The organism is Xanthomonas nasturtii (assembly GCF_001660815.1).
Classification (GTDB): domain Bacteria; phylum Pseudomonadota; class Gammaproteobacteria; order Xanthomonadales; family Xanthomonadaceae; genus Xanthomonas; species Xanthomonas nasturtii.
This window is the reverse complement of record NZ_LYMI01000078.1, coordinates 122,893-148,908: the sequence shown is the minus strand read 5'-3', so window position 1 is coordinate 148,908 and position 26,016 is coordinate 122,893. Positions and strand designations below refer to the sequence as shown.

Sequence of the window (26,016 nt, the reverse complement as noted above, 5' to 3'; positions counted from 1 at the left end):
AAGATGAGTGCTTCCACGGCAGCGCCGGCACGTGACCGGTTGCGTATCGCCATCCAGAAAAGCGGCCGTCTGGCCGAACCTGCACGCAGCCTGCTGGCGGCGTGCGGGCTGAGCTGGCGGCAGAGCCGCGACAAGCTGTTCTGCTACGGCGAATCGCTGCCGGTGGACCTGCTGCTGGTGCGCGACGACGATATCCCCGGCCTGATCGCCGATGGCGTCTGCGACTTAGGCATCGTCGGCCAGAACGAACTGGAAGAGCAGGCCGCCGAGCGCCGCCGCAACGGCTTGCCGGCCGCCTACCACGCCGTGCGCGGGGTCGGTTTCGGCCAATGCCGGTTGATGCTGGCCGTGCCGGAAGAATGGGAGTGGCAGGGCGTGGCGCAACTGGCCGGCAAGCGCATCGCCACCAGCTACCCGGCGATCCTGGCCGACTGGCTGGAGCGCCAGGGCATCGATGCGGCGGTGGTGGAGCTCTCCGGCTCCGTGGAAATCGCCCCGCGTCTGGGTACGGCCGATCTGATCTGCGATCTGGTCTCCAGTGGTGCCACCCTGGCCGCCAACCAGCTCAAGCCGGTCGAACTGGTGATGGAAAGCGAAGCGGTACTGGCTGGCGCGGTGCGCGATCCGGCTGACGCACGCGCAGCGCTGTTGGCGATGCTACTGCGGCGCATGGACGGCGTGCTCAAGTTGCGCGACAGCAAGTTGCTGATGTTCCGCGCCGAGCAGGCGCATGTGGATGCGCTGCGTCGCCTGCTGCCCGATGCCGAGCCGCTGGTGCAGTTGCCCGACGACGGCAACGGCGCACTGCGGCTGCAGACCATGTGCCACGGCGCGGTGACCTGGCAACGCTTGGAAGAACTCGAACGCGCAGGTGCGCAAGGCTTGATGGTGTTGACGGTGGAGCGCTCGCTGGCATGAACATTCTCGATTGGTCCCAACTCGACAGCGCCGCACGCACCGACGCGTTGACGCGCCCGGTGCAGACCGTGGCCACGCAGACGCGCGATGCGGTGGCTGCATTGATTACCGATGTGCGCGCACGTGGCGATGCCGCGTTGCGCGAGATCACCGCACGTTTCGATGGTGTGTCGCTGGAGAGTTTCATTGTCAGCGAGGCCGAATTTGCGGCTGCCGAGGCCGCAGTTGCACCCGAACTGCGCCAGGCCATGCAGGACGCGGTGGCGCGGATCGACACCTTTCACCGCGCCGGCATGAGCGCCGGCTACGCCGTAGAAACTGCGCCGGGCGTGGTCTGCGAAAAGATCGTGCGCCCGATCGGGCGGGTCGGGTTATATGTGCCTGCAGGCAGCGCACCGTTGCCGTCGACGGCGCTGATGCTCGGTGTGCCAGCGCGTTTGGCCGGTTGCCGCGAGGTGGTGCTATGCACGCCACCGCGCAAGGACGGCAGCGTGGATCCGGCGGTGCTGGTGGCCGCGCAGCTCACCGGCGTGCGCCGCGTGTTCAAGTTGGGCGGCGCGCAGGCGATTGCAGCGATGGCGTATGGCACCGAGTCGGTGCCGAGCTGCGACAAACTGTTCGGCCCGGGCAACAGCTTTGTGACCGAAGCCAAGCAGCAGGTGGCCCAATCCGGCGCAGCCGCGATCGACATGCCGGCCGGCCCCTCCGAAGTGCTGGTGATTGCCGATGCCGGCGCGCAGCCGGCCTTCGTTGCTGCCGACCTGTTGTCGCAGGCCGAACACGGCCCGGATTCGCAAGTGTTGCTGTTATCGGACAGCGACGCGTTGATTGCCGCTGTCAAAGCGCAGTTGGACGTGCAGTTGGCGCAACTTTCGCGAGCCGACATCGCACGCCAGGCCTTGGCGCAATCGCGGCTGATCAAGGTGCAATCGCTGGACGACGCCTTTGCGATCAGCAACCGCTATGCACCCGAGCATCTGATTCTGGCGTTGCGCGAACCGCGCGCGTGTCTGGCTCAGGTGGAAGCGGCGGGCTCGGTATTTCTTGGCGATTACACGCCCGAAGCGCTCGGCGATTACTGCAGCGGCACCAACCATGTGTTGCCGACCAGCGGCGCGGCGCGCGCGTACAGCGGCGTGAGCGTGGCCAGCTTCCAGAACATGGTGAGCGTGCAGGCCGCCAGCAAGGCCGGTATCGACGGCATCGGCGAATGCGCCTTGATTCTGGCGCGCGCCGAAGGCCTGGATGCGCACGCCAATGCCGTGGCACTGCGGATGGGAGTGGCAGCATGAGCACCGCATCGGTTCTGGAGTTGGTGCGCGAAGATCTGCGCGCATTTGCGGGATATTCGTCGGCGCGTACCAGCGCGTTGCAGGGGGATGTCTGGCTCAACGCCAACGAGTCCGCGTGGGGAAATCCGGCCGACCCGGGCGCCAGCACGCGGCGCTATCCGGATCCGCAGCCCAAGGGTTTGCGCAGCGCGTTGGCGAGCGTGTACGGCTGCGCGCCAGAGCAGCTGCTGATCGGCCGCGGCAGCGACGAGGCGATCGATCTGCTGGTGCGTGGGCTGTGCGTGCCGGAGCGCGATGCGGTGGTGGTGACGCCGCCGGTGTTCGGCATGTATGCCGTGTGCGCACGCCTGCAGAACGCGCCGTTGCTAGAAGTGCCGCTGGTCGATGGGCCCGACGGTTTCCATGCGGATATCCCGGCAATCGTGGAGGCAGCTTTGGCCTCGCGTGCCAAGTTGGTGTTCCTGTGTTCGCCTTCCAACCCGGCCGGTTCGGCGATCAGCCTCGAAGACATCGAAACCGCCTTGCAGGCCTTGCAAGGCAAGGCTCTGGTGGTGGTCGATGAAGCCTACGGCGAGTTCTCCGATGTGCCGTCGGCAGTGAGCTTGCTTGCGCGTTACGACAATCTCGCTGTGCTGCGTACGCTCTCCAAGGCGCACGCGCTGGCGGCTGCGCGTATCGGCACGCTGATCGCCAATGCCGAGTTGATCGCGTTGCTGCGCCGCTGCCAGGCGCCGTATCCGGTGCCGACGCCATGCGCGGCAATGGCCGAGCAGGCCTTGTCCGCGCCAGCGCTGGAAGTCACCCAGCGCCGCATCGCCGAGATCCGCACCGAACGCGAGCGCATGCACAACGCGCTGGCACAACTGCGCGGCGTGCGGCAGGTGTATCCCTCGCAGGGCAACTTCCTGCTGGTACGTTTCCACGATGCCGAAGCCGCGTTCCAGGCGCTGCTGGAGGCCGGAGTGGTGGTGCGCGACCAACGCGCGGTGCCGCAACTATCCGATGCACTGCGCATCACCTTGGGCACGCACGAACAGAACGCGCGCGTGCTGAGCGCGCTGCAGCGCACGCAGGAGGCCGCCGCATGACTCCGATTCTTTTCGTCGACCGCGACGGCACGCTGATCACCGAGCCGGCCGATTACCAGATCGACGCCTACGAAAAACTGCGCTTCGTCGACAATGTGATTCCGGCGATGCTCAAGTTGCGCGATGCCGGCTATCAATTCGTCATCGTCAGCAATCAGGATGGTCTGGGCAGCGAAAGCTATCCACAAGCCTCGTTCGACGGCCCCAACAATTTGATGCTGCAGGTCTTCGCCAGCCAGGGCATCGAGTTCCGCGAAGTGCTGATCGATTGCAGCTGGCCGGCCGACAACGCACCCACGCGCAAACCCGGCGTCGGCCTGATGGTGCCGTATCTGCAGGACCGCACGATCGACTGGGCGCGCTCGGCGATGGTGGGCGACCGTATCACCGACATCCAGTTCGCGCAGAACCTCAATATTCGTGGTTTCCAGCTGCGCACCGATGAGTTCGGTGGTGAGTGGGATTGGTCCGGCATCGCGCACGAACTGGCCGATGCACCGCGCCGTGCGGTGGTCCAGCGCAATACCAAGGAAACCAAAATCCGCGTCGAGCTGGATCTGGATCGCGTGGCCGAACCAAAAACCGCCACCGGGCTGCCGTTCTTCGACCATATGCTGGAACAGATCGGCAAGCACGGCGGCTTTGCGCTGGACATCCGCGCCGAAGGCGATCTGCAGATCGATGAGCACCACACCATCGAAGACACCGGCCTTGCCCTTGGCCAGGCCCTGCGCGAAGCCCTGGGCGACAAGCGCGGCATCGGCCGCTATGGTTTTGATCCCGAAAGCAGCCCGTGGCGCGTGGCTGGCGACACCGCGCAGCACGGCTTTACGCTGCCGATGGACGAAACCATCGCCAGTGCTGCGCTGGATTTCAGCGGCCGGCCGTACTTCGTGTTCGACGGCGAGTTCAAGCGCGAGCGCGTGGGCGACATGCCCACCGAACTGGTGCCGCACTTCTTCCGTTCGATCTGCGATGCATCGGGCTTGAACCTGCACCTGAGCGTGCGCGGCGAAAACGATCACCACAAGGTCGAAGCCTGTTTCAAGGCCTTGGCGCGTGCGCTGCGTCAGGCGATCCGTCGCGAAGGCACCGCCTTGCCAACCACCAAGGGCGCGCTATGACCGATGTTGCGTTGATCGATGCCGGCGGCGCCAATCTGGGCTCGGTGCGTTACGCGTTGGAAAGGCTGGGCGTGGAAGCGCGCGTGGTGCGCGATGCAGCAGGGCTGCAAAGCGCGCAGCGGGTGATCCTGCCCGGGGTCGGCGCCGCGCCCGAGGCGATGTCGCGCCTGCGCGCGCAGGGCCTGGTCGAACCATTGCGGCAACTGCAGGTGCCGTTGATCGGCATCTGCCTGGGCATGCAATTGCTGTTCGAACATTCCGAAGAAGGCGATGTCGATTGCCTCGGCCTGCTGCCGGGCATCGTGCGCCACATGACGCCCGCGCTTGGGATTCGCGTGCCGCACATGGGCTGGAATCAGCTGGTGCCGATGCGCGAATCCGCGCTGCTGGCCGGCCTACCCGAACGTGCGAGTGCCTATTTCGTGCATGGCTACGCTGCGCCGGTAACGGCCGACACCGTGGCCGCCTGCGATCACGGCGGGCTGTTTACCGCAGTGGTGCAGCACGGCCTGCGCTGCGGCGCGCAGTTCCACCCCGAGCGTTCGGCCGACACCGGTGCACGCATCCTGCGCAATTTTCTTGAGATGAGTTTCCCATGAGTTTCACCGTTTACCCGGCGCTGGATATCCGCAACGGCCGCGTGGTGCGGTTGCTGCAAGGCGATTACGCGCGTGAAACGCAGTACGGCGACGATGTGCTGCCGCGCGCACAGGCATTTGCCGAAGCCGGCGCGCAGTGGATGCATCTGGTCGATCTGGATGCGGCAAAGGCGGGCGGCTACACCCTGGCTGCCACGCTTGACGAGATCGCGTGTGCCACAGGTCTGCACGTGCAGACCGGCGGCGGCGTACGCTCACGCGACGATGTGGCGCGCATCCTCGATGCGGGCGCTGCACGCGTGGTGATTGGGTCGCTGGCAGTGCGCGAGAGCGCGACCGTCATTGCCTGGCTGCAGGAATTCGGTGCCGATCGCCTGACCATCGCGCTGGACACGCGCCAGGACGCAGCGGGTGTTTGGCAACTGCCGGTGCACGGCTGGACCGAATCCGCCGACGCTACCTTGGATCAGCTGGCCGTGCGTTACGCGCAGGCCGGCCTGCAGCATCTGCTCTGTACCGATATCGCCCGCGACGGCATGTTGTCTGGTCCTAACATGGCGCTGTACGCGCATCTGCGCACATTGACCCCGCAGTTGCAGGTGCAGGTCTCCGGCGGCGCGCGCAATCTGGCCGATGTCGCTGCCGCCAAGGCCGCGGGTTGCGCCGGCATCGTACTCGGCAAGGCCTTGCTGGAAGGACATCTTGCGTTGAAAGAGGCACTGGCATGCTGAGCCGCCGCATCATTCCGTGCCTGGACGTGCGCGATGGTCGCGTGGTCAAGGGCGTCAAGTTCCGCGACCATATCGATATGGGCGACATCGTCGAGCTGGCGTTGCGCTATCGCGCACAAGGTGCCGACGAGCTGGTGTTCTACGATATCGGTGCCAGCCCGGAAGGGCGCTCGGTCGACTACACCTGGGTGGAACGCGTGGCGCGGCTGATCGATATCCCGTTCTGCGTTGCTGGCGGTATTGGCGATGTGGAAACGGCGCGTGCGGTGCTGCACGCCGGTGCCGACAAGATTTCGATCAACTCGCCTGCGTTAGGTCGCCCGCAATTGATTTCCGAGCTGGCCGATGCCTTCGGCGTGCAATGCGTGGTGGTGGGCATCGATTCCATCCGCGAACAAGACGGCCAGTGGCGCGTGCGCCGCTACACCGGCGACCCGAGCAAGACCCAGGCGCTGCCGATGCGCACGCTGGACTGGGTGGCCGAAGCGCAGCGTCTGGGCGCGGGCGAAATCGTGCTCAATTGCATGGACAACGACGGCGTGCGCCGCGGCTACGACATTGCGCAGCTGCGTCAGGTGCGCGCGCTATGCCGGGTGCCGTTGATCGCCTCCGGTGGCGCCGGCGAGATGCAGCATTTTGCCGACGTGTTCGACCAGGCCGATGTGGATGGCGCGCTGGCGGCCAGCGTGTTTCACAGCGGTGCGATTCCAATTCCGCAACTCAAGCAATTCTTGCGCGCGCAACAGATCGAGGTACGCGATGGGCAGTAACGAGGTGGCAGGCGGCGATGCGCTCGCAGCGCTGGACTGGAGCAAGGGCGACGGTCTGTTGCCGGTGATCGTGCAGGACGCCGACAACCTGCGCGTGTTGATGCTGGGCTACATGAATGCCGAAGCGCTGGCGGTCACGCAGCAGCGCGGCGAAGTCACCTTCTTCAGTCGCAGCAAGCAGCGCTTGTGGACCAAGGGCGAGAGCTCGGGGAACGTGCTGCGCGTGGTGTCGATCGAGACCGATTGCGATGCCGACACGCTGCTGGTGCAGGCACGCCCCCATGGCCCGACCTGCCACCTGGGCCGCACCAGCTGCTTCCCCACTGCGCCGGGGCAGTTTTTGGGCAGCCTGGATGCACTGGTGGCCGAGCGCGAGCGCGAACGCCCGCTCGGCAGCTACACCACCAAGCTGTTCGAGGACGGCATCCGCCGCATCGCGCAGAAAGTGGGCGAGGAGGGCGTGGAAACCGCGCTGGCCGGCGTGGTGCAGGGCGACGCGGAGTTGCTCGGCGAATCGGCCGATCTGCTGTATCACCTGATCGTGCTGTTGCACGCACGCGGGCTGGGCCTTGGCGATGCGACGGCCTTGCTGGAATCGCGGCACAAGTAAAGTGGCTTTGTAGGAGCGCCCTGGCGCGCGATGCGGCGTTAGCGGGAATGCCGCATCGCGCCCCAGGGCGCTCCTACAGGGATTTGTCGTTGTGTGTCTCTCGGCGCTCGAACCTGCATCGTGTGCTACGCCACCACGGGTACACTTCGCTGATCTTCGCGCGGGAACACCCATGCAGTTTCGCTTTGCTTTATTCGCCCTGGGCCTGATTGCCGGAACCGCGCAAGCGGCTGACGCCATCGTCGATGGCATCGTCTACGAAGAGCGCGATGGGCGTGCCGGGCGCAGCGCCGATGAGCCGGGCATTGCAGAGGTCACCGTCTCCGATGGTGAGCAGCTGGTGCGCACCGATGCGCAAGGCCGCTACCGCTTGCCGGTGCGCGATGGGCAGACCGTATTCGTGATCAAGCCGGGCGACCGCCGCTTCGTGCCGGCTGCGGACGGCTTGCCCGCGTTCTGGCGCCACTACGCACCGAGCGGCTCTGCCAAGCACAAATACGGGGGTATCGCCGCAACCGGCCGCAACACGCGCAACTGGGATTTCGCGCTGACCCCGCGCGCCAGTGCCGCGGCCGACGGCTTCCAGATGCTGGTGTTTGCCGACAGCCAGACCGCCAGCCTTGCCGACGTTGGCTACTATCAGCGCGACATCGTCGCACCGATCGTCGGCAAGACCGCCGCCAGGCTGGGTACCACGCTGGGCGATATCGTCAGCGACGATCTGAGCCTGTACCCGGCGTTGAACAAGGTCACCACGCAGTTGGGCGTGCCGTGGTTCCATGTGCCGGGCAATCACGATCTCAACTTTGATGCCGGCGGCGATGCGCAGTCGCTGGACAGCTGGCGTGCGGTCTACGGCCCGGACACCTATGCCGTGGAAGAGGCCAACGCCAGCTTCGTGTTTCTGGACGATGTGATCTATACGCCCGGCGCTAAGCCGGCGTATGTGGGCGGACTGCGCGAAGATCAATTCGTGTTCCTGCTGGCGTATCTTGCGCAGTTGCCGCGCGAGCGCCTGCTGGTGCTGGGTATGCATATTCCATTGTTCGATGCAGCGCCAGGACAGGAAACCTTCCGGCATGCCGATCGCAGTCGCTTGTTTGCGCTGTTGAAGGAGTTTCCGCATGTACTGGTGCTCAGCGGGCACAGCCATACCCAGCGTCAGGTCGATCACGGGGCCGACCAAGGCTGGCAGGGCGCCAAACCGTTGCATGAATACAACGTGGGCGCGGCCTGCGGTGCGTTCTGGTCGGGCGTCAAGGATGCCGACGGCATTCCCGATGCGACCATGAGCGACGGCACCCCCAATGGCTATGCGGTGCTGCAGGTGGCACCCAGCGGCGACTACACGCTGGCCTATCACGCCGCGCGCGCGGCCGACGATGCGCAGTTGCTGCTGCAGGCGCCCAAGGTACTGCGTAAGGGCGCGTATGCGGCGTGGGGCATCTACGCCAATGTGTTCATGGGCCGGGACGACACCGTGGTGGAGATGCGCATCGACAACGGCGCCTGGCAGCCGATGAAGCGGGTAGAGCGCGCCGATCCGCGCGTGCTGGCAGAGAACGTGCGCGACGATGCGGCCGATGCACTACGCGGTTACGACCGCTCGCCGGAGGCCACGCCGTCCACGCATCTCTGGCGCGGCGCATTGCCGACCACGCTGGAGGCGGGCGAACACACGGTCGAGGTCCGCGCAAATCTGCCGACCGGGCAGTACAGCGCCAGCACCGTGTATCGCCTGCAAACTGCCGAACCTTGAAGCAACGGCAGTGACCTGTTGTCTTGTTGATACCCGGCACCCGCGGCTGCGGTATCGCCGTCTTGAGGCGCCGCGTCGGCTGCAAAGCATCATCCTGACTGCCATACACACAAACGCCTCCACATGGGAGGCGTTTTGGGATCCGGGCTGGCAGGCGTTGGCGCGCTGGCGAAGATCGGTGCTGGCTGGCAAGTGCTGGCTGGCCGGGCGAGTGTAGCGATGCCGCGCCAGCGCTGACGAAATGAGAATTAGTCTCAGCAATTCGCTGCGGTTACCGACTGGATGCCGCAGCCCCAAGCGGCGGCTTGGACGATGCATCGGCGGCTGCGGCTGCCTGTGAGCGTGGCGTCTTATCCAACGCTGGGTCGCCGGGACTGGTGGTTGAACCGGCGTCCGGCTGCGTCTGGGCATCCGTCTCCAGCGGGGGATACGGATACGCAACCGCGGGCCCTGCATGCAGGCCGGCGCGCCAACGTGCCAGTACCGGCGCGATGCGTTTGCCCAGCGACTGCTGCGGCAACGACGGCAACTCGCCTTCCTGTTTCTCGCGTGCGGTGATGGCGGCCTTGGCAATACGAGGGCCGGTCGGCACGCGCAGCGGTGAGGATCAGCGTCTGAGGCGAGCGCAACGCGGGAATGAAGCCTCCCGAATAGCAGGTCGACAACACGATGATGCGATTGTCGATGCCGGCATCGTCCAGTGCCGCGCGCAGGTCCTGCGGGCTGATGAAGTCCTCTTCGTTCTGGTCCACCTGCACGTACAGGCTGTGGTCTTCGGTGCCATGCGTGGTGACGAACAACAGCAGCGCGTCTTCCTTGCGATCCATGCGCTTGCCGATCGCGGCAAGCGTGTCGTACAGATTGTCGTAGGTTGCCAGCGGTGCGTACGGGTGGTCGCCCAGATTGTCCGGGTTGTTGACCAGGGTGACCACGTGCCCACGCGCAGCGAAGCGTTGCTCGAACAACTGCTTGAGGTAGAGCGTTTCGTTGCGGAACACATCGTCGCTGGCATCGCCGGCAAAGCCGACCACATACAGATCGGTGACGCCGGGGCGCTGCGGCTGCAGCGCTTTCAATGCTTGCGCAAGCGCGGCCTGATCGACCGGATCTACCTCGTCCTGGCGAGCTGCTGCCTGAGCCGGCAACGCAGCTCCGGCATCCGGATGGCAGCCGGCCACTAGCGCAACCACGACAATCAGTAGCGTGAGGCCTCGCAGCAAGGCATTTGATCCAGGAGGGAAATGCAGCGACATGAAGAATGCCGAGGTCCAGGAGAGACAGTGGCAGAGCAGCGTCCGAGCGCAGCGATCGCAGCACAGACCACCATCCCAGCAGATAGATGCCACGTCCGAGGCGCTAACGTACCAGCGGCTCACGCAGCGCCACAGATCGACCGCGCGCACCCGACGGTGCGCGCGGTCGGTCAACCGAGCGTGCTTAAAACACCAGTTGGCTGAAACTTTCCACACGCTGGTGGCTGCCGACATCGTCGGCCGAACGCGGCGTGGGGTAGTCCTCCAGGCGGTCCAGCAGCGCGGTGCGCATGCCGGCGCGCTTGGCGGCATGGAGCTCTTCGATCACGTCCGACAGGAACAGGATCTCCGGTGCCGGCACGCCGATGCGCTCGGCAATGCGGCGATAGCTGCCGCTTTCGCGCTTGGGGCCGACTTCGGTATCGAACCAGTCGGTCACCAGCCCGCTCAAGTCGCCAGCATCGCTATGCGCGAAAAACAGCTTCTGTGCCGGCACCGAGCCGGAGGAGTACACGTACAGCGGAATGCCCGCCGCGTGCCAGGCCTTGAGCTGGATCGCCGCATCGGCATAGATGTGTGCGGTGAAGTCGGCAGTCTTGTAGCCATCGCCCCAGATCAGGCCCTGCAAGGCCTTGAGCGCGGTGTGCTTGCGGTCCTCGTCGATCCAGGTCTGCAGCGTGGTGATCAGGACCTCGTCCGGCACGTCCTCGCCGATTTCATCGGCCACCTGGTTGAGCCAGTGGCGCACCTGCGGATGATTGCCGTGCTCGCGCACGAAGGCGGGCATGGCGCGGCGCGCATACGGGAACAAGACGTCCTTGACGAACGAAATGCTGCTGGTCGTACCTTCGATATCGGTGAGGATCGCTTGCGGTCGTGTCATCGTCAGCTGGCCTTGTGAGGTGTCTCGGGGGCGTAGCGGGGGAATTGTTTGGCGATTTCGGTGCCGGTGAAATGGCCGACCCAGCCGTCCGGCTCGGTGAAGAAGCGGATTGCCACGAAGTGCGGCTCCGGCCCCATGTCGAACCAATGCAAGGTGCTGTCGGGCACGGCAATCAGGTCGTCCTTGACACACTCGATCTCATAGACCTTGGCGTCCACGTGCAGCGTGAACAGGCCCGAGCCTGCGACGAAGAAGCGTACTTCGTCTTCCTTGTGGAAATGCTCGTCCAGGAACTTGGCGCGCATTTCTTCGCGCTTGGGGTTGTCCGGGGCGATGCTCACCACGTCCACGGTCTTGAAGCCGCGCTCGGCGCTGATGCGGTCGATATCGGCGCGGTAGGCGGCCATCACCTGTTCGGTGGTTGCGCCCGGTTCGACCGGCTGGCTGGCGTGCCAGCGCTCGAAGGTGACGCCGATCTTGACCAGCTCGGCGGCGATCGCATCGCCGTCGCGGCTGTCGAATTCCGGGGTGGTCGGGTTGGTGTCGGCAAAGATACGCAGTCGGCTCATGGCGGTCTGGCTCACGAATGGGGGACGGGCGGTGCTCAGCGCGTGCCGCGCAATTTCAGCAGTTCGAGTTCGCAATGCAGCAGGAATTCGAACGCTTCCAGATGACGGCGTGCCTCGGCCATGTTGCGGCCCCAGGCATACAGGCCGTGTCCTTCGATGAGATACCCCCACATGCTCTGTTTGTCCAGCAAGGCGTCCACTTGCGCGGCCAGCACCTGCATGTCCTGGGTGTTGGCGAACACCGGCACGTCCACCGCGGTTTCGTGGGTGGTGTTGCCTTCGAAAGCCTTGAGCAGTTCGTAGCCTTCCAGGCGGATCACGCCGGTGCCGGCGTAGAGGCGCGAGGCAATCGTCTGCACCGGCGAGTGCGTATGCAGCACGCAGCCGATCTCCGGAAACCGGCGATACAGCTGGGTGTGCAGCAGGGTTTCGGCAGACGGGCGCAACGGGCGGCCAACGGCCAGGCCATCGAAATCCACCACCATGATGTCTTCTTCGACCAGGCGGCCCTTGTCGCGGCCGGAGACGGTGATGGCGGCGTGCTGTTCGTCCAGACGATGGGAGAAGTTGCTGCTGGTCGCGGGCGTCCAGCCGGCATGCGCCAGCTCGCGGATATTGGCGATCAACAACTGCGCCAGCTCGTGCAGACGTGCGGCGCTATAGGGCAGGGGGGCAGTGGTCGCATTCATGCAGCTATTCTACTGCCCCACCGGATTACGGTCAGGTGCAGCGCCGCAGGGTGTGTTGCTGCCACGCCTGGCCGGGGGCGGCAGGCAAGTCGCTGCGAGCGGCCGGCCAAGTGGTGAGTGCAACATCTTGTTGGTTTCAGTCAAAGCCAGGTTGGTCGAGCGCGCGGTGCCCTCACCGCTTGCATGACACGCCGTGAATCCGTCCCTGGAGGCTCGGTGGCGGCATCCATGCCGCCAACGGTCCCGCAACCGGTGAGGGACCGCACCAGAGCGTTGGCCGGCGGTTCTATCAAAGCGGCTTGTGATGCGAAGGCGGTGCGGCTTCGCGTCTGGGTGCTACAAGCTGGCCGCGCCCAGTCATACAACCAGCGAACGTCGCCTGTCGCCTGCACTGATACACCGACCATCTCCACCGGTCCTTGCCCGCTCACCGTCGCGGGACCTTGAGCGGCATGGATGCCGCGTCAATGCCTACATGGACGTACTTGCGGCGCGTCCTGCGATGGTGGGCGGGCAAGGGCCCTGCAGCCAGGCAGCAGACCATCCGCCCTACAGCGAAGGCCCGGATCATCCCCTCTGCCATGAACGGCGCGCAATCGTTTTCCCAACCGCTTTCAGCCCACGCGGGTACTCAGCGGCCGTCGCGCAGGCGGCTGTGGCGATAGCCGTAGCCGAAGTAGATCACCAGCCCGACCAGCGTCCACAGGCCCATCAGCATCCAGTTGTGCAGGGTCATCGCCGACAGCAGCGCAAGGCAGCTCAACACGCCGGCGGTGCAGATCAGCCAGGCAGCCGGCATGCGGAACGGACGCGGCAGTTCCGGGTGGGTGCGGCGCAGGATCAGCACGCCGGCGCAGACCGCTGCGAAGGCGATCAGGGTGCCCATCGAGGTCAGCTCGCCCAGCACATCCAGCGGGAACACCGCTGCCAGCAGCGCAATGCCGACACCGGTAATCACGGTATTGATGTGCGGCGTACGGTACTTGGGATGGATGCGGGTAAAGATGGACGGCAGCAAGCCGTCGCGGGCGATGATCATGAAGATGCGCGGCTGCCCGATGATCATCACCAGCACCACCGACGATAGCCCGATCAACGCGCCCACTTCCACGATCATGCGCAACCAGGCCAGCTGCGGATGCGCCGCCACCGCGGTCACCACCGGCTCGTCGGTGCCGAGCAAGGTGTACGGCACCAGCCCGGTCATCACCGCCGCCATGGCGATGTAGAGCACGGTGCAGATCACCAGCGACAGGATCATGCCGATCGGCAGATCGCGCTGCGGGCGGTGCGATTCCTGCGCCGCCACCGACACCGCTTCGAAGCCGATGTAGGCGAAGAACACCATCGCCGCACCGCGTAGCACGCCTTCCATGCCGTACTTGCCGGGGCCTTCGTTGGCCGGAATGAACGGGTGCCAGTTGGCGGTGTCCACGTATTTCCAGCCCACTGCGATTACCAGCAGGATCAGGCCGGTCTTGAGGATCACCATGGCCATGTTCATGGCCGAGGACTTGCGGATGCCGACATAGCAGAGCCAGGTGAGCAGCAGCACGATGCCGGCTGCCGGCAGGTTGGCGATTGCGCCTGTGGGTTGCAGCTTGCCGTCCAGCGGCGCGCTGACGAACGCGGCCGGCAAGTGGATGCCGAAGTGTTCGAGCAGGCTCAAGAAATAGCCGGTCCAGCTGACCGCTACCGCCGAGGCGGACACGCCGTATTCCAGCACCAGCATCCAGCCGATGAACCACGCCGCCAGCTCGCCGAAGGTGGCATAAGTATAGGTGTAGGCGCTGCCGGAGACCGGCACCATCGAGGCGAATTCGGCGTAGGCCATCGCGCAGAACGCGCAGCACACTGCCGCGAGCACGAACGAGAGCATGATCGCTGGGCCGGCATGGTCGGCCGCAGCCTGGCCGGTGATGACGAAGATGCCGCCGCCGATCACTGCGCCGATCCCCAGGGCGGTCAGCCCCCAGGGGCCGAGCGCGCGTTGCAGGCCCAGTCCGTCGGCCGCCTCATGGCTGGCGTGTGGGTGTTTGGTGGCCCAAAGTTGTTTGAACATGAAGCGGTTCCGGCTTGGCGCTACGCGCGATCATTGAACGAGAAGACCGGCGCGGGGCGCCGGTCTTGAGAGGGTCAGGCCTTGCGGGCCAGCCGGCTGTGGCGAATGCCGTAACCGAAATAGATAAACAGACCGATCACGGTCCAACCCACGAACACCTTCCAGTGCTCCTGGAAGGCCTGGAAGAACAGGGCCAGACACGCAAGCGTACCCAAGGGGCAAATTACCATCGCCAGTGGTACCCGGAACGGGCGCTCCAGCTCGGGTTTGGTGAAACGCAGCACCATCACGCCGGCGCACACGGTGGCGAATGCGAGCAGGGTGCCCATCGACACCAGTTCGCCCAACACGCTGAGCGGAATCAACCCGGCGAGTGATGCGGCGACCACGCCGACGATCACAGTGCCGACATACGGCGTATGGAACTTCGGATGTACCTTGCCAAACAGTTTGGGCATCAGCCCATCCTTGGCCATGGTGTAGAAGATGCGTGGCTGGGCCATCAGCATCACCAGCACCACAGAGGACAGGCCAGCGATCGCACCGATCTCCACCGCAGTCTTCAGCCAGGTCAGTTGCGGATGCGCTTCCAGCGCCGTGGCCACCGGCTTGGCGGTGCCCAGCTGGGTGTAGGGCATCAATCCAGTCAACACTGCACAGACGATGATGTAGATGATGGTGCACACCGCCAGCGAGCCGAGGATGCCAATTGGCATGTTGCGCTGCGGATCCTTAGTCTCGCCAGCCGAGGTCGATACCGCATCGAAGCCGATGTAGGCGAAGAACACGATTGAGGCGGCACGGAACACGCCACTCCAGCCAAAGACGCCGGGGGCGGTATTTTCGGGGATGAAAGGATGCCAGTTAGCCGGGTCAACGTATGCCGCGCCGAAGCCGACAAACAGGCAAATGACTGCGATCTTGATCGCAACCACAATCGCGTTGATGAAGGCTGACTGGGTAATGCCGACGTAGCACAGCCCGCTCACTGCAGCCACAATGAGGACCGCAGGCAGGTTGAGGATGTTGCCAGAGGCGATAAATTCGCCATTGATCCAGGCGAGCGGGGCGTTGGTCAGCTCTGTCGGGAATGGAAGGCCCAGCGTTCCGGTGATGAAGCTGATCAGATAGGCCGACCAGGCCACCGCGACGCTTGACCCTGCAAACAGATACTCAAGTACCAGGCACCAGCCAATGAACCAGGCGATGCCCTCGCCAAGTGTGGCGTAGGAATACGAGTAAGCGCTTCCAGAGACCGGCATCATCGCCGCGAATTCGGCGTAGCACAGGCCGGCAAACGTACAGGCGATGCCTGCGAAGACGAAAGACAGCATCACCGCTGGCCCAGCATGGTTGGCAGCCGCCTGGCCGGTCATCACGAAGATGCCGGCGCCGATCACCGCGCCGATGCCGAGCATGATCAGGTGCTTGGCGGTGAGGGTCCGTTGCAGCGTGGCTTCGCCTTGCAGGCCACCTTCGACCGGTTCGCCGGCATCGACATGGCCAGCGGGCTCGATCGGTTTGACCCTCAACAGAGACTTCAGCATTCGGTACATCCCTAAGTGGCAAAGCTAAGGCGCGCGCGCCTGGGCGAAGGTGGTGCGCCGCATCCCGATGGGACAGGCAAGCGGCCTACCTTGCCAAAGCTACACGCTCACGACAAGCACGTACGCAGCATGAATGGCGATAATGGCCGCTTGGCCGAAGGGCGACCGGAAACAAAACATGGTGGATGCAACCCTGCGGCAGCAACTGGCTGCCTATCGCGCACGCTGGCCGAACGAGGCCGAAGTAGCCGAGCAGTTCGCGCAACTGCTGGACGATGCCACCGATGCGTTCGTGCGCGAGCGTGTCGAAGGTCATTTCACCGGCTCTGCCTGGGTGGTCAGCGCTGACGGCACACGCACACTGCTGACCCATCACCGCAAGCTGCAGCGCTGGCTGCAGCTGGGTGGGCACGCCGACGGCGACCGCGACCTGGCGCAGGTGGCGTTACGCGAGGCGGAGGAGGAGTCCGGGCTCAGCGGCTTGCGGCTGGCGGATGCGGCGCTGTTCGATCTGGACCGTCACTGGATTCCGGCGCGCGGCGACGTGGCCGGGCATTGGCACTTTGATGCGCGTTACGTGGTGGTGGCCGGTGCGGACGAGGCGTTCGAAGTCAGCGAAGAATCGCTGGCGCTGGCGTGGCGCCCGGTCGGCGAACTGCTGGCCGAGCCCGACCTCGATCCGTCGCTGCGGCGGATGGCGAAGAAGTGGATGGCGCAGTTGAGTTGATGAAAAGGCCAGATTTCCTGGGCGCTTCGCGCAGCTAAAGTGAGTGCGTTGCTCATAAAGCCCCTCTCCCGTAGGGAGAGGGGTTGGGGTGAGGGTACGGGGCGAAGCCTACGTGTACCTAAACTTCAATACGCTTCGCCCATACCCTCATCCGGCGCTGCGCGCCACCTTCTCCCCCATAAAGGAGACGGGAGAAGGAATCGACTCAATACAAAATCCGCGTGCGCAATGTCCCTTCGATCAACGCCAGGCCTTCCTTCAGTGCGGTGGCCTGCGGCTCGCTGGCGCTGACATCGATCACCACATAGCCCACCTTGGGGTCGGTGCGCAGGAACTGGCCGTCGATGTTGACGTTGTGGCGCGAGAACAGCTGGTTGATCTTGGACAGCACGCCCGGCACGTTGCGGTGAATATGCAGCAGGCGCAGGCTGTCGGGATGCTCGGGCAGGGTGACTTCCGGGAAGTTCACTGCCGACAAGGTGCTGCCGTTGTCGCTGTAGCGCACCAGTTTTGCAGCGACTTCAATGCCGATATTGTCCTGCGCTTCCAGCGTGCTGCCGCCCACGTGCGGGGTGAGGATCACGTTGTCGTGCGCGGTCAGCGGCGATTCGAATGCATCACCATTGCCCTTGGGCTCGATCGGGAACACGTCCACCGCCGCACCGCCGATGTGGCCGGAGGTGAGCGCTGCATCCAGCGCATCGATATCGATGACTGTGCCGCGCGAAGCGTTGATCAGATGCGCGCCGGGTTTCATGCGGGCGATTTCCGCCGCACCGATCATGTCCTTGGTGGACGGTGTTTCCGGTACGTGCAAGGTCACCACGTCCGCGCGCGCCAGCAGGTCGTCCAGATCGATCGCCGCGCGTGCATTGCCCAGCGACAGCTTGGTTTCGATGTCGTGGAAGATCACCTGCATGCCCAGCGATTCGGCCAGCACGCCGACCTGGGTGCCGATATGCCCGTAGCCGACGATGCCCAGCACCTTGCCGCGCGTTTCGTGGCTGCCGGTGGCCGATTTGGACCAGCCGCCGCGGTGGCATTGCGCATTCTTCTGCGGGATGCCGCGCAGGAGCAGGATCGCCTCGGCAATGACCAGTTCGGCCACGCTGCGGGTGTTGGAGTAGGGCGCATTGAACACCGGGATGCCGGCCAGTTCTGCCGCGTCCAGATCCACCTGGTTGGTGCCGATGCAGAAGCAACCCACCGCGATCAGGCGCTTGGCGTGCGCCAGTACCTCGGCGCTCAACTGGCTGCGCGAGCGGATGCCCACGATATGCGCCTCGGCGATGCGCGCCTTGAGTTCTTCTTCCGGCAGCGATTTGGCGTGCAGCTCGATCTGCGAATAACCGGCAGCGCGGAATACATCCACGGCGGTCTGGCTGATGCCTTCCAGCAGCAGGACGCGGATGTCCTGCTTGGGAAACGAGGTTTTCTTCGGCGACATGGGGAGCGCAATGCAGCAATCGGGTCGGCAACTATGCCAGATGGGGTGTGCGATTGGGTGGCCGCAACGCTGTGTTTGCGCCGGCGAAGCCCTTGCGGCGTAACGGTTTCAGCTGAATCCAACGCTACCTCGGCAGCGCGTGCGGCGGCTGGACGGGGCAGGCTGGCGCTGGCACGCTGTGCGGTTCCTACTGCAACGCCGCGTGCCATGACCGATCCCCGCATCCTTTCGTTGCAACAGGCCGTGCCTGCGTTGCGTTTGAAGACCGAGCCGGCCGACCTGGAGCATTACGGCCGCGACTGGACGCGGCGCTGGACGCCGAATCCGCTCGCGATCGCCTTGCCCGGCACGGCGGAGGAAGTGCAGGCGGTCATGCGTTGGGCAAACGCGCAGGGCGTGGCGGTGGTGCCGTCGGGCGGGCGCACCGGCTTGTCCGGCGGCGCAGTGGCCGCCAACGGCGAGCTGGTGCTGAGCCTGGAGCGGTTGAACAAGCCGCTGGCGTTCAACGCGGTGGATCGCACGCTCACCGTGCAGGCCGGCATGCCGCTGGAAGCGGTGCATAACGCCGCGCGCGAGCATGGCTTGGTGTATCCGGTGGATTTCGCGGCACGTGGGTCGTGCTCGATCGGCGGCAATATCGCCACCAACGCCGGCGGCATCCGGGTGATCCGCTACGGCAATACGCGCGAATGGGTGGCCGGGTTGAAGGTGGTCAGCGGCGGCGGCGAGCTGCTCGAACTCAACAATGCGCTGGTGAAAAATTCCAGCGGCTACGACTTCCGTCATCTGATGATCGGCTCCGAGGGCACGCTTGGCATCGTCGTCGAAGCCACGCTGCGGTTGACCGACCCGCCGCCGCCCAGCAATGTGATGCTGCTGGCGCTGCCCTCGTTCGAGGTGTTGATGCAGGTATTCGCCGCGTTTCGCGCGCAGCTGCGCCTGGAAGCGTTCGAATTCTTCACCGATCGCGCGCTGGAACACGTGCTTGCGCATGGCGCGCAGGCGCCATTCGCCGAGGTTCACCCGTATTACGTGGTCACCGAATTTGCCGCAGGCGACCAGGCGCAGGAGGCCGCGGCGATGGCCGCCTTCGAAACCTGCATGGAGCAGGGCTGGGTCAGCGATGGCGTGATCAGCCAGAGCGATGCGCAGGCCGCGCAGCTGTGGCGGTTGCGCGAAGGCATCACCGAAGCGCTGGCGCGCTACACGCCGTACAAGAACGATGTGTCGGTGCGCATTTCGGCGATGCCGGCGTTTCTGGCCGAAACCCAGGCCTTGCTCAGCGCCGCGTATCCACACTTCGATGTGGTGTGGTTCGGGCATATCGGCGACGGCAATCTGCACATCAACGTGCTCAAACCCGACGCCACCAGCCAGGCCGATTTCGTTGCGGCCTGCGATCAGGTCACCAAATTGCTGGCGCAGGCCCTGCAGCGTTTCGACGGCAGTATTTCCGCCGAACACGGCATCGGTCTGGTCAAGAAGGCTTACTTGTGGAGTACGCGCTCTGCCGAGGAAATCGCCTTGATGCGCGGCATCAAACATGTGCTCGATCCTCATCTTTTGCTGAATCCCGGCAAGCTGTTCGAGATGGGAGACGCGCCTGTTGCCACGCCTGCCGGTTAGTCTTCCATCACCTTCACACGGAATAGATCAACCCATGATGCGCTCCCTCGTGTTTTGCGCCTTGACGCTGCTGCCGCTGGCAGCGTTTGCCTCCAGCCTGGCTGGCACCTCGGCCGGTGCCTCGTCGGCTGGTTCGTCCAATTCCTCCGGCAGCAGTTCCGGCGACGACAAGGTGGTGGCCGACGCGCGCGAAGATGCGGCCGGTTTCGTTGCCAGCGATGGCGTCATCCGCGGCGCGCGCCTGGAAGCGGCATTGCTGCAGTTGCGTAGCCGTAGCGATGCGGCGCGGCTGTCCAGCGACCTGGAATTGGCGCAGTCCATCCTGGCCCAGTGAGTCTGCGCCGGCGGTGCGGTTGGCTGTTGCTGGCCGCCTCGATCGCACCGCAGGCGCAGGCCGAATTGCTGGTCGACCTTGTTCCGTCGGACTTGCCGCCGGCGCAGATGGAAGCAAGCAATGCCCTGGTGCAGCACGTGGCACAGCGGCTGCCGCAGGGCTGGACGCAGCGGCTTGGCGCACCGATCCAGCTGCAATGGCGCAGCGATCTGCCGGCGCAGGTGCATGGCCGTGCCATCGGCAATCGCATCCTGCTCGATCGCGCCTTGCTGCAGGCATGGAGCGCGCAGCCCGAAGAAGCACGTGGCGACAGCAATGCGCCGGCCACGCGTGCGGCGATGGCCGCGCTGATACACGAACTGGCGCATGTGCTCGATCGCAGCGCAAACAGCGCGTTGTCGCGCGATCCACGCCTGCGCGATCTTGCCGGCTGGCAGGTGCGGCCGTGGCGGGTGGGGCGTGGCGCAAATCAGTTCAGCGACCGCAGCCCGGACGACTACGAGCGCCGCAGCCCGGCCGAGTTCGTGGCGGTCAATCTCGAGCATTACGTCCTGGACGCCGACTACGCTTGCCGGCGCCCCGCGCTGGCGGCCTGGTTTGCGCAGCGCATTGGTAAGCCGCACGGTGTTGTGCCGTGCGAAAACACGCTGCCGTATCTGCAAGCCGACAACGATGCCGGTGCGATGTCGTTGTTGCGTCTGGACCCGGCGCGCGTGTACGCGGTGGACTATCTGCTTGCCGAGGGCAATCAGCAGCCGATGAGCCGCTGGGGCCACAGCATGTTGCGGCTGGTGATCTGCGCCCCCGGCCGCGTGCCCGGGCCCGCATGCCGGCTGGATCTGCAGTACCACCGCGTGCTCTCGTTTCGTGCCTTCGTCGGCGATGTGCAGATTTCCAGCTGGCGTGGGCTCACCGGCTCGTACCCGTCGCGCTTGTTCGTGTTGCCGTTGAATCAGGTCGTGGACGAATACACCAAGGTGGAACTGCGCGCCTTGTCGTCGGTGCCGCTGACCCTGACGCCTGACGAGATCGCCGGGCTGCTGACGCGTGCCGCGCAAGTGCACTGGAGTTACGACGGGCGCTATTACTTCATCGGCAACAACTGCGCGGTGGAAACCTACAAGCTGCTGCATGACGGCGTACCACGCCTGGCTGCGGCCAATCTCTCCTCGATCACGCCGCGCGGCGTGCGCCAGCGCCTGCAGCGCGCTGGCATCGCCAACACGCAGGTGCTGGACGATCCTGCACAGGCGATCCGGCAGGGCTATTACTTCGAATCGGCCGCTGCGCATTACCAGGCGATGTTCGATGTGCTTCGGCGCGGCGTCCCGGTGCCGCAAACAAGTCTCGCGCAGTGGCTGGATGCTGCGCCTGGCGCACGCGCACAGTGGCTGGAACGTGGTGGTCTGCGCGAAACCGCAGCAGCCTTGTTGCTGGAACAGGCGGCATTGCGCCGTCAGGAGTTACTGGCGCGCGATGCACTCAAACGCCTGCTGCAGGCGGGCATGGCCGGGCGCGAAACAGTGCAGGGGCAGCTGCAGTCGCTGTTCGCGCGCGAAGCGCAACTCAGTCATCCGGCCATCCTGTTGGGGAGCACTGGATACGGCTTGCCGCAGGCAGGTGAGCAGCAGCAATTGAGCGCGCGCGTGGCGCAGGACAGCGAGGTGCTGGTCGGTGGCTGGAAACAGCTGCAGCTGGCTGGACGCCGGCAATTGCCGGCTAACCTGCGCGATGGATTGGAGCAGGGCGAAGCGAACGTGGCACGTTTGCGTGCGCGCCTGCGTGTGCTTGCGCGCGGCGATGCGGCCGTCGACCAAGCGCAGTCGGAGATGGATGCCCCTTTTCAAGTGCAATAGCGAAGTGGGCTACGTGAAGGGGTGCGCAGTACGAGCCCCTCTCCCCGGGGCGGGAAGGCACGGCACGCGCGCCAGTGGCGCGCGTGCCGTGGAGCGCCCGCGTCGCAAGCGCGGGCCGGGGCGCGGAGGTGCGTATAGTGCGTGAAGCCGTCGGTGATTCACCTCTGACGACGCGTGGCGACGCGTTTATCATCGCGGCCACTGCCAATTCCCTGCGGCGCCCCTCATCCGGCGCTGCGCGCCACCTTCTCCCCCATAAAGGAGGACAATGTCCCGGGGGGGGGGGGGAGAAGGGATGCACCGGCACACCTAAGTAAGCAGTCCGAGCCCCTCATCCGCCCCTGCAGAGCAGCTTCTCTCCCATGAGGAGGACAATGTCCCGAGGGGAGAAAAGATACCTCAGCCGGCTGGTTGCAGATCCGCTTGTGCCGAATACTGGCGCAGCCATTCGCTGATATGCGCGTCGTTGCGGTACTGCTGCATCAACTTGGCAAGCCGTGCCGGCGCCGGTGTGCACAATTGCGCCACGGCGACTTCGATTTCATGGTGGCGGTCGGCGTCGTACGGTTCTTCGCCGGCGAAGTGCTCGCAGGTGTCGTAGTCGTCCACCAGTTTGCGCACATCCTCCGGCATGCCGCACAGGCCTGCCGGATGCTGCAGCCATTCGTCTTCCACCTTGGGATCGGTGCAGGCCACCGGTGCGGCCGTTGCGGCCGGTGTCGGTGCCGGTGGCGCGGTGCAGGCAGCCAGAGCGCCCAAGGTCATGGCAACGGCACACCAACGCATCAGTCGGCGCGGCCGGCAAATTCGCCGGTGGTGGTATTGACCAGCACGCGTTCGCCGTTGGTGATGTACTCGGGCACCATGATTTCCATGCCGGTGTCGAGCTTGGCTGGCTTGGGCCGCTTGGTGGCGGTACCGCCCTTCAATTCCGGCGGAGTTTCCACCACTTCCAGCGTCACCGTCTGCGGCAGCTGCACGGCCACCGGCTGGTCGTCGATCACCTGCACGTAGATGCCGGTCAGCCCGTCGGTGATGTAGCCGGCATCGGTGCCGATCACATCCGCGTCCAGCGTGTACGGGGTGAAGTCCTCGTCGTCCATGAACACGAACGCCTCGCCGTCCTTGTACGAAAACGTGGACAGACGACGCAGCAGCTCCACTTCCGGCAGGTTGTCGTCGGCATCGAAGCTGGCGTCGGTTTTCACTCCGCCCGGCACGCTGTACATGATGAAGCGGAAGCGCACGTTGCCGCCGCGGCCCTGCGGCGAGCTGCGTTCGATGTCGCGGATCTGGTAAATGCCGCCGTTGTATTCGACGACGTTGCCTTTCTTGATGTCGTTAGCTTTCATGGGAATCGGGAGTTGGGAATAGGGAATCGAAAAAGCCGGGGCCGGGGCACTGAGAGTAGGGCGTCGTTACGATTCCCCATTCCCGATCCCCCATTCCCCGCTACTTGGGTGCCAACCGCACGCCACCGTCCAGGCGAATCGTTTCGCCGTTGAGGTAGCGGTTGCGCAGGATGAAGGCGACGGTGTCGGCGTACTCGTCGGGTTGGCCCAGGCGCGAGGGGAACGGAATCGAGGCGGACAGCGATTGCTGCACGGCCTCGGGCATGCCGTCGACCATCGGGGTCCAGAACACGCCCGGTGCGATCGTCATCACGCGTATGCCGAAGCGCGCCAGCTCGCGTGCCATTGGCAAGGTCATGCCGACCACGCCGCCCTTGCTGGCCGCGTAGGCTGCCTGGCCGATCTGGCCCTCGAACGCGGCCACCGAGGCGGTGTTGACGATCACGCCGCGCTCGCCGTCGTCGCCGGCGGCATTGTGTTGCATCACATCGGCCGCGGCCTTGGCGACATTGAAGCTGCCGACCAGATTGACCAGCACGGTGTTGCGGAAGGTTGCCAGCGGCATCGGCGCGTCCTTGCCGAGCACGCGGCCAGCACCCAGGATGCCGGCGCAATTGACCACCAGGTTGAGCCCGCCCAGCGCCTGCGCAGCCTGCGCCACATTGGCGACAACCTGGGCTTCGTCGGTGACATCGGTGGCGAAATAATGTGCGTTGCCGGCGCCGAGCAGCGCCAGCGCCGCCTCGGCCTTGTCGGCATTGACGTCGAACAGCGCGACCTTGCCGCCGTCGGCAACAAGACGCTGCGCCACTGCCAGGCCGAGGCCGGACACGCCGCCGGTGACGATGGCAAGGACAGAAGATGGCTGCATACGGTGGTTCCCTGAGTAGCGCTGAAGGCCGGTGCAGACCGGCGAGCGAACGATCGGCGAAGCGGTCGGCAATTCTAGCCGAAGCCCCCGCGTGATCGCGGTGGTGGGTGATGCAGGATTGCTGCGGCAGTGATGCTTCAGCCGGCGGCCGCCAGCGCCTTGCCGACCTTGCTGCCGGTGTCGCGACCGAGCAGCTGCGCCAGCCAGCGCCCGGTGCGGGCGAGGGCGGGCAACTCGATGCCGGTGGACATGCCCAGCCCGTGCAGCAGATACACCACGTCTTCGCTGGCCACGTTGCCGCTGGCGCCCTTGGCGTACGGGCAGCCGCCCGCACCGGACACGGCCGCATCCACCACGCGCACGCCTTGCTCCAGGCACGCCGCGATATTGGCCAGCGCCTGCCCGTAGGTGTCGTGGAAATGCACGGCCAGTGCGTGCATCGGCACTTCTTGCGCCACCGCGGCCAGCATCTGGCGCGCCTTGACCGGCGTGCCAACACCAATGGTGTCGCCCAGCGAGATTTCATAGCAGCCCAGCGCAGACAGTCGCTGTGCGACATCCACCACATCGGCCACTGGCACCTCGCCCTGATACGGGCAACCGAGGACGGTGGACACGTAGCCGCGCACGCGCACGCCATCCAGCGCGGCCTGCTGCAGGATCGGCCGAAACCGCTCGATCGATTCGTCGATGCCGGCGTTGGTGTTGGTGCGATTGAACGCCTCCGACGCCGCGGTGAACACCGCCACTTCCTGCGCGCCGGCGGCGCGCGCGCGCGCGTAGCCCTGCAGATTCGGCACCAGCACCGGATAGGCGATGCCGGGCGCCTGCGCGATGCCGGCAAAGACCTCGGACGCGTCGGCCAGCTGCGGCACCCAGCGCGGGCTGACGAAGCTGGTCGCCTCGATGGTGCGCAGGCCGGTCGCCGAGAGTTGATCGATCAAGGCGATCTTGTCCGCGGTGGCGATCGGTTGCGCCTCGTTCTGCAGCCCGTCGCGCGGGCCGACCTCGACAATGCGCACGAAGTCGCTCATGTCCGAGCCCCGCTGCCTGCAGCGGTGCGGACAACCTCCAGGGTGCTCATGCCATGCTCTCCGGCACCCAGGCGGCGCTGCGTTTGTCGAGAAACGCGCCCAGGCCTTCCTGGCCTTCGGGCGACACGCGCAACCGTGCGATCAAGGCGGCGTTGGCGGCGTCGATGGCATCGCGGTCGGCTGCCGGCAGCACCGAGCGCACCAGCGACTTGGCGTTGGCGGCAGCCAGCGGGGCGGCAGCCAGCAGCAGACGCACCTGCCGCTCCACGGCGGTATCCAACTGGTCGGCGGCCACCAACTGATGCAGCAGCCCCAGCAACTGCGCGGTGCCGGCATCGAAGATTTCGGCGGTGGCGAACCAGCGCCGCGCCTGGCGCGCGCCGATCGCCGCAACCACATACGGCGAAATGACCGCCGGCAGCAGGCCCAGCTTGCTCTCGGTCAGGCCGAAGCGCGCTTCGGTGCAGCCGATGGCGATATCGCAACACGCCACCAAACCGACCCCGCCACCGAACGCGGCGCCATTGACGCGCGCAATGGTCGGTTTGGGCAGTTCGTCCAGGGTGCGCATCAGCTGCGCCAGCGCCAGTGCGTCGGCAGCGTTCTCGGCCTCGCTGGCGGTTGCCATGCCGCGCATCCAGTGCAGGTCTGCGCCGGCAGAAAAGGCTGCGCCGGCACCGGTGAGCACGACCACGCGGATCTGGGGCGCTTGCCCAGCCAGGCGCAACGCGTCGGTAAGCGCGGCGATCAAGGTCGCGTCGAACGCGTTGTGTACCGCCGGGCGGTGCAGTCGCACGGTGCGGACCGCTCCCTGGTCCTCCACGATCAAGCCGGTGTCCTGCATTGCGTCAACGTCCATGAATGGGATGCGAACC

24 protein-coding genes and 1 pseudogene are annotated in these 26,016 nt (G+C 65.4%); 13 read left to right on the top strand and 12 right to left on the bottom strand.

All coding sequences use genetic code 11. The features are described from left to right. Positions 1-3 precede the first annotated feature (3 nt). The 9 genes from hisG (at position 4) to A7D16_RS20050 (ending at position 8,891) form a co-directional block, all read left to right on the top strand. On the top strand, positions 4-918 hold the full coding sequence (hisG, locus tag A7D16_RS20090) for an ATP phosphoribosyltransferase (RefSeq protein ID WP_064634983.1): 915 nt from the start codon (positions 4-6) through the stop codon (positions 916-918). Then, on the top strand, positions 915-2,210 hold the full coding sequence (gene hisD, locus A7D16_RS20085) for a histidinol dehydrogenase (RefSeq protein ID WP_064634982.1): 1,296 nt from the start codon (positions 915-917) through the stop codon (positions 2,208-2,210). The genes hisG and hisD overlap by 4 nt, the downstream gene beginning before the upstream one ends. Beyond that, the gene (gene hisC / locus A7D16_RS20080) at positions 2,207-3,298 is read left to right on the top strand and encodes a histidinol-phosphate transaminase (RefSeq protein WP_064634981.1); all 1,092 of its coding nucleotides are present in this window, start codon (positions 2,207-2,209) and stop codon (positions 3,296-3,298) included. The genes hisD and hisC overlap by 4 nt, the downstream gene beginning before the upstream one ends. Continuing rightward, positions 3,295-4,422, top strand: coding sequence for a bifunctional histidinol-phosphatase/imidazoleglycerol-phosphate dehydratase HisB (hisB, locus tag A7D16_RS20075; RefSeq protein ID WP_064634980.1), 1,128 nt, complete (start codon positions 3,295-3,297; stop codon positions 4,420-4,422). The genes hisC and hisB overlap by 4 nt, the downstream gene beginning before the upstream one ends. Then, positions 4,419-5,021, top strand: a complete 603-nt coding sequence (hisH, locus tag A7D16_RS20070; RefSeq protein ID WP_064634979.1) for an imidazole glycerol phosphate synthase subunit HisH — start codon at positions 4,419-4,421, stop codon at positions 5,019-5,021. The genes hisB and hisH overlap by 4 nt, the downstream gene beginning before the upstream one ends. Further along, positions 5,018-5,752: a 1-(5-phosphoribosyl)-5-[(5-phosphoribosylamino)methylideneamino]imidazole-4-carboxamide isomerase gene (gene hisA / locus A7D16_RS20065; protein WP_064634978.1), complete on the top strand. Its 735-nt coding sequence runs from the start codon at positions 5,018-5,020 to the stop codon at positions 5,750-5,752. The genes hisH and hisA overlap by 4 nt, the downstream gene beginning before the upstream one ends. Continuing rightward, on the top strand, positions 5,746-6,522 hold the full coding sequence (hisF, locus tag A7D16_RS20060; RefSeq protein WP_064634977.1) for an imidazole glycerol phosphate synthase subunit HisF: 777 nt from the start codon (positions 5,746-5,748) through the stop codon (positions 6,520-6,522). Before hisA ends, hisF begins: the two co-directional genes overlap by 7 nt. After that, a complete protein-coding gene (gene hisIE / locus A7D16_RS20055; protein WP_064634976.1) occupies positions 6,512-7,132 on the top strand; it encodes a bifunctional phosphoribosyl-AMP cyclohydrolase/phosphoribosyl-ATP diphosphatase HisIE in 621 nt (206 codons plus the stop codon). Before hisF ends, hisIE begins: the two co-directional genes overlap by 11 nt. A gap of 172 nt (positions 7,133-7,304) precedes the next feature. Beyond that, positions 7,305-8,891 carry a calcineurin-like phosphoesterase C-terminal domain-containing protein gene (locus A7D16_RS20050; RefSeq protein ID WP_064634975.1) on the top strand — a complete coding sequence of 529 codons (1,587 nt, stop codon included), beginning with the start codon at positions 7,305-7,307 and terminating at the stop codon, positions 8,889-8,891. A gap of 271 nt (positions 8,892-9,162) precedes the next feature. On the opposite strand, the pseudogene A7D16_RS20045 reads toward A7D16_RS20050, so the two are convergent. From A7D16_RS20045 to A7D16_RS20020, 6 genes and pseudogenes are all read right to left on the bottom strand, one after another. Next, positions 9,163-10,144 (bottom strand): annotated as a pseudogene (locus A7D16_RS20045) (C13 family peptidase). 184 nt (positions 10,145-10,328) lie between these two features. Continuing rightward, positions 10,329-11,027, bottom strand: a complete 699-nt coding sequence (mtnC, locus tag A7D16_RS20040; protein ID WP_064634974.1) for an acireductone synthase — start codon at positions 11,025-11,027, stop codon at positions 10,329-10,331. Positions 11,028-11,029: 2 nt separating this feature from the next. After that, positions 11,030-11,596 carry a 1,2-dihydroxy-3-keto-5-methylthiopentene dioxygenase gene (locus A7D16_RS20035; RefSeq protein ID WP_064634973.1) on the bottom strand — a complete coding sequence of 189 codons (567 nt, stop codon included), beginning with the start codon at positions 11,594-11,596 and terminating at the stop codon, positions 11,030-11,032. 35 nt (positions 11,597-11,631) lie between these two features. Continuing rightward, positions 11,632-12,285 (bottom strand): methylthioribulose 1-phosphate dehydratase, encoded by a 654-nt coding sequence (locus A7D16_RS20030; RefSeq protein WP_064634972.1) that lies wholly within the window; start codon positions 12,283-12,285, stop codon positions 11,632-11,634. Positions 12,286-12,916: 631 nt separating this feature from the next. Further along, on the bottom strand, positions 12,917-14,347 hold the full coding sequence (locus A7D16_RS20025) for an amino acid permease (RefSeq protein WP_064634971.1): 1,431 nt from the start codon (positions 14,345-14,347) through the stop codon (positions 12,917-12,919). 74 nt (positions 14,348-14,421) lie between these two features. Continuing rightward, positions 14,422-15,894 (bottom strand): amino acid permease, encoded by a 1,473-nt coding sequence (locus A7D16_RS20020; RefSeq protein WP_064634970.1) that lies wholly within the window; start codon positions 15,892-15,894, stop codon positions 14,422-14,424. Positions 15,895-16,036: 142 nt separating this feature from the next. Between A7D16_RS20020 and A7D16_RS20015 the strand changes: the two genes are divergently transcribed. After that, positions 16,037-16,621 carry an NUDIX hydrolase gene (locus A7D16_RS20015; protein ID WP_064634969.1) on the top strand — a complete coding sequence of 195 codons (585 nt, stop codon included), beginning with the start codon at positions 16,037-16,039 and terminating at the stop codon, positions 16,619-16,621. A gap of 205 nt (positions 16,622-16,826) precedes the next feature. Here A7D16_RS20015 and serA read toward each other — a convergent pair whose 3' ends face one another. Continuing rightward, positions 16,827-18,068, bottom strand: a complete 1,242-nt coding sequence (serA, locus tag A7D16_RS20010; protein WP_064634968.1) for a phosphoglycerate dehydrogenase — start codon at positions 18,066-18,068, stop codon at positions 16,827-16,829. A gap of 207 nt (positions 18,069-18,275) precedes the next feature. On the opposite strand from serA, the gene A7D16_RS20005 reads away from it, so the two are divergent. From A7D16_RS20005 to A7D16_RS19995, 3 genes are read left to right on the top strand one after another with little or no spacing between them, the layout of a single operon-like run. Beyond that, positions 18,276-19,694, top strand: a complete 1,419-nt coding sequence (locus tag A7D16_RS20005) for an FAD-binding oxidoreductase (RefSeq protein ID WP_064634967.1) — start codon at positions 18,276-18,278, stop codon at positions 19,692-19,694. Positions 19,695-19,728: 34 nt separating this feature from the next. After that, positions 19,729-20,028: a DUF2388 domain-containing protein gene (locus A7D16_RS20000; protein ID WP_064634966.1), complete on the top strand. Its 300-nt coding sequence runs from the start codon at positions 19,729-19,731 to the stop codon at positions 20,026-20,028. Beyond that, on the top strand, positions 20,025-21,884 hold the full coding sequence (locus tag A7D16_RS19995; protein WP_064634965.1) for a DUF7844 domain-containing protein: 1,860 nt from the start codon (positions 20,025-20,027) through the stop codon (positions 21,882-21,884). Before A7D16_RS20000 ends, A7D16_RS19995 begins: the two co-directional genes overlap by 4 nt. 399 nt (positions 21,885-22,283) lie before the next feature. On the opposite strand, the gene A7D16_RS19990 is transcribed toward A7D16_RS19995, so the two are convergent. From A7D16_RS19990 to A7D16_RS19970, 5 genes are all read right to left on the bottom strand, one after another. Then, positions 22,284-22,670, bottom strand: a complete 387-nt coding sequence (locus tag A7D16_RS19990) for a hypothetical protein (RefSeq protein WP_064634964.1) — start codon at positions 22,668-22,670, stop codon at positions 22,284-22,286. Then, positions 22,670-23,236 carry an elongation factor P-like protein YeiP gene (yeiP, locus tag A7D16_RS19985; protein WP_064634963.1) on the bottom strand — a complete coding sequence of 189 codons (567 nt, stop codon included), beginning with the start codon at positions 23,234-23,236 and terminating at the stop codon, positions 22,670-22,672. Before yeiP ends, A7D16_RS19990 begins: the two co-directional genes overlap by 1 nt. Positions 23,237-23,336: 100 nt before the next feature. Next, on the bottom strand, positions 23,337-24,107 hold the full coding sequence (locus A7D16_RS19980; protein ID WP_064634962.1) for an SDR family NAD(P)-dependent oxidoreductase: 771 nt from the start codon (positions 24,105-24,107) through the stop codon (positions 23,337-23,339). Positions 24,108-24,244: 137 nt separating this feature from the next. Continuing rightward, positions 24,245-25,141 carry a hydroxymethylglutaryl-CoA lyase gene (locus A7D16_RS19975; RefSeq protein WP_064634961.1) on the bottom strand — a complete coding sequence of 299 codons (897 nt, stop codon included), beginning with the start codon at positions 25,139-25,141 and terminating at the stop codon, positions 24,245-24,247. Between the two features lie 46 nt (positions 25,142-25,187). Continuing rightward, positions 25,188-25,985 (bottom strand): enoyl-CoA hydratase-related protein, encoded by a 798-nt coding sequence (locus tag A7D16_RS19970; RefSeq protein WP_064634960.1) that lies wholly within the window; start codon positions 25,983-25,985, stop codon positions 25,188-25,190. Positions 25,986-26,016 lie beyond the last annotated feature (31 nt).

Excerpts from the sequence above, each read along its gene's own strand:
- hisG (WP_064634983.1), top strand. The coding sequence starts at position 4 with ATGAGTGCTTCCACGGCAGCGCCGGCACGTGACCGGTTGCGTATCGCC.
- hisD (WP_064634982.1), top strand. The coding sequence starts at position 915 with ATGAACATTCTCGATTGGTCCCAACTCGACAGCGCCGCACGCACCGAC.
- hisC (WP_064634981.1), top strand. The coding sequence starts at position 2,207 with ATGAGCACCGCATCGGTTCTGGAGTTGGTGCGCGAAGATCTGCGCGCA.
- hisB (WP_064634980.1), top strand. The coding sequence starts at position 3,295 with ATGACTCCGATTCTTTTCGTCGACCGCGACGGCACGCTGATCACCGAG.
- hisH (WP_064634979.1), top strand. The coding sequence starts at position 4,419 with ATGACCGATGTTGCGTTGATCGATGCCGGCGGCGCCAATCTGGGCTCG.
- hisA (WP_064634978.1), top strand. The coding sequence starts at position 5,018 with ATGAGTTTCACCGTTTACCCGGCGCTGGATATCCGCAACGGCCGCGTG.
- hisF (WP_064634977.1), top strand. The coding sequence starts at position 5,746 with ATGCTGAGCCGCCGCATCATTCCGTGCCTGGACGTGCGCGATGGTCGC.
- hisIE (WP_064634976.1), top strand. The coding sequence starts at position 6,512 with ATGGGCAGTAACGAGGTGGCAGGCGGCGATGCGCTCGCAGCGCTGGAC.
- A7D16_RS20050 (WP_064634975.1), top strand. The coding sequence starts at position 7,305 with ATGCAGTTTCGCTTTGCTTTATTCGCCCTGGGCCTGATTGCCGGAACC.
- mtnC (WP_064634974.1), bottom strand. The coding sequence starts at position 11,027 with ATGACACGACCGCAAGCGATCCTCACCGATATCGAAGGTACGACCAGC.
- A7D16_RS20035 (WP_064634973.1), bottom strand. The coding sequence starts at position 11,596 with ATGAGCCGACTGCGTATCTTTGCCGACACCAACCCGACCACCCCGGAA.
- A7D16_RS20030 (WP_064634972.1), bottom strand. The coding sequence starts at position 12,285 with ATGAATGCGACCACTGCCCCCCTGCCCTATAGCGCCGCACGTCTGCAC.
- A7D16_RS20025 (WP_064634971.1), bottom strand. The coding sequence starts at position 14,347 with ATGTTCAAACAACTTTGGGCCACCAAACACCCACACGCCAGCCATGAG.
- A7D16_RS20020 (WP_064634970.1), bottom strand. The coding sequence starts at position 15,894 with ATGCTGAAGTCTCTGTTGAGGGTCAAACCGATCGAGCCCGCTGGCCAT.
- A7D16_RS20015 (WP_064634969.1), top strand. The coding sequence starts at position 16,037 with ATGGCCGCTTGGCCGAAGGGCGACCGGAAACAAAACATGGTGGATGCA.
- serA (WP_064634968.1), bottom strand. The coding sequence starts at position 18,068 with ATGTCGCCGAAGAAAACCTCGTTTCCCAAGCAGGACATCCGCGTCCTG.
- A7D16_RS20005 (WP_064634967.1), top strand. The coding sequence starts at position 18,276 with ATGACCGATCCCCGCATCCTTTCGTTGCAACAGGCCGTGCCTGCGTTG.
- A7D16_RS20000 (WP_064634966.1), top strand. The coding sequence starts at position 19,729 with ATGATGCGCTCCCTCGTGTTTTGCGCCTTGACGCTGCTGCCGCTGGCA.
- A7D16_RS19990 (WP_064634964.1), bottom strand. The coding sequence starts at position 22,670 with ATGCGTTGGTGTGCCGTTGCCATGACCTTGGGCGCTCTGGCTGCCTGC.
- yeiP (WP_064634963.1), bottom strand. The coding sequence starts at position 23,236 with ATGAAAGCTAACGACATCAAGAAAGGCAACGTCGTCGAATACAACGGC.
- A7D16_RS19980 (WP_064634962.1), bottom strand. The coding sequence starts at position 24,107 with ATGCAGCCATCTTCTGTCCTTGCCATCGTCACCGGCGGCGTGTCCGGC.
- A7D16_RS19975 (WP_064634961.1), bottom strand. The coding sequence starts at position 25,141 with ATGAGCGACTTCGTGCGCATTGTCGAGGTCGGCCCGCGCGACGGGCTG.
- A7D16_RS19970 (WP_064634960.1), bottom strand. The coding sequence starts at position 25,985 with ATGCAGGACACCGGCTTGATCGTGGAGGACCAGGGAGCGGTCCGCACC.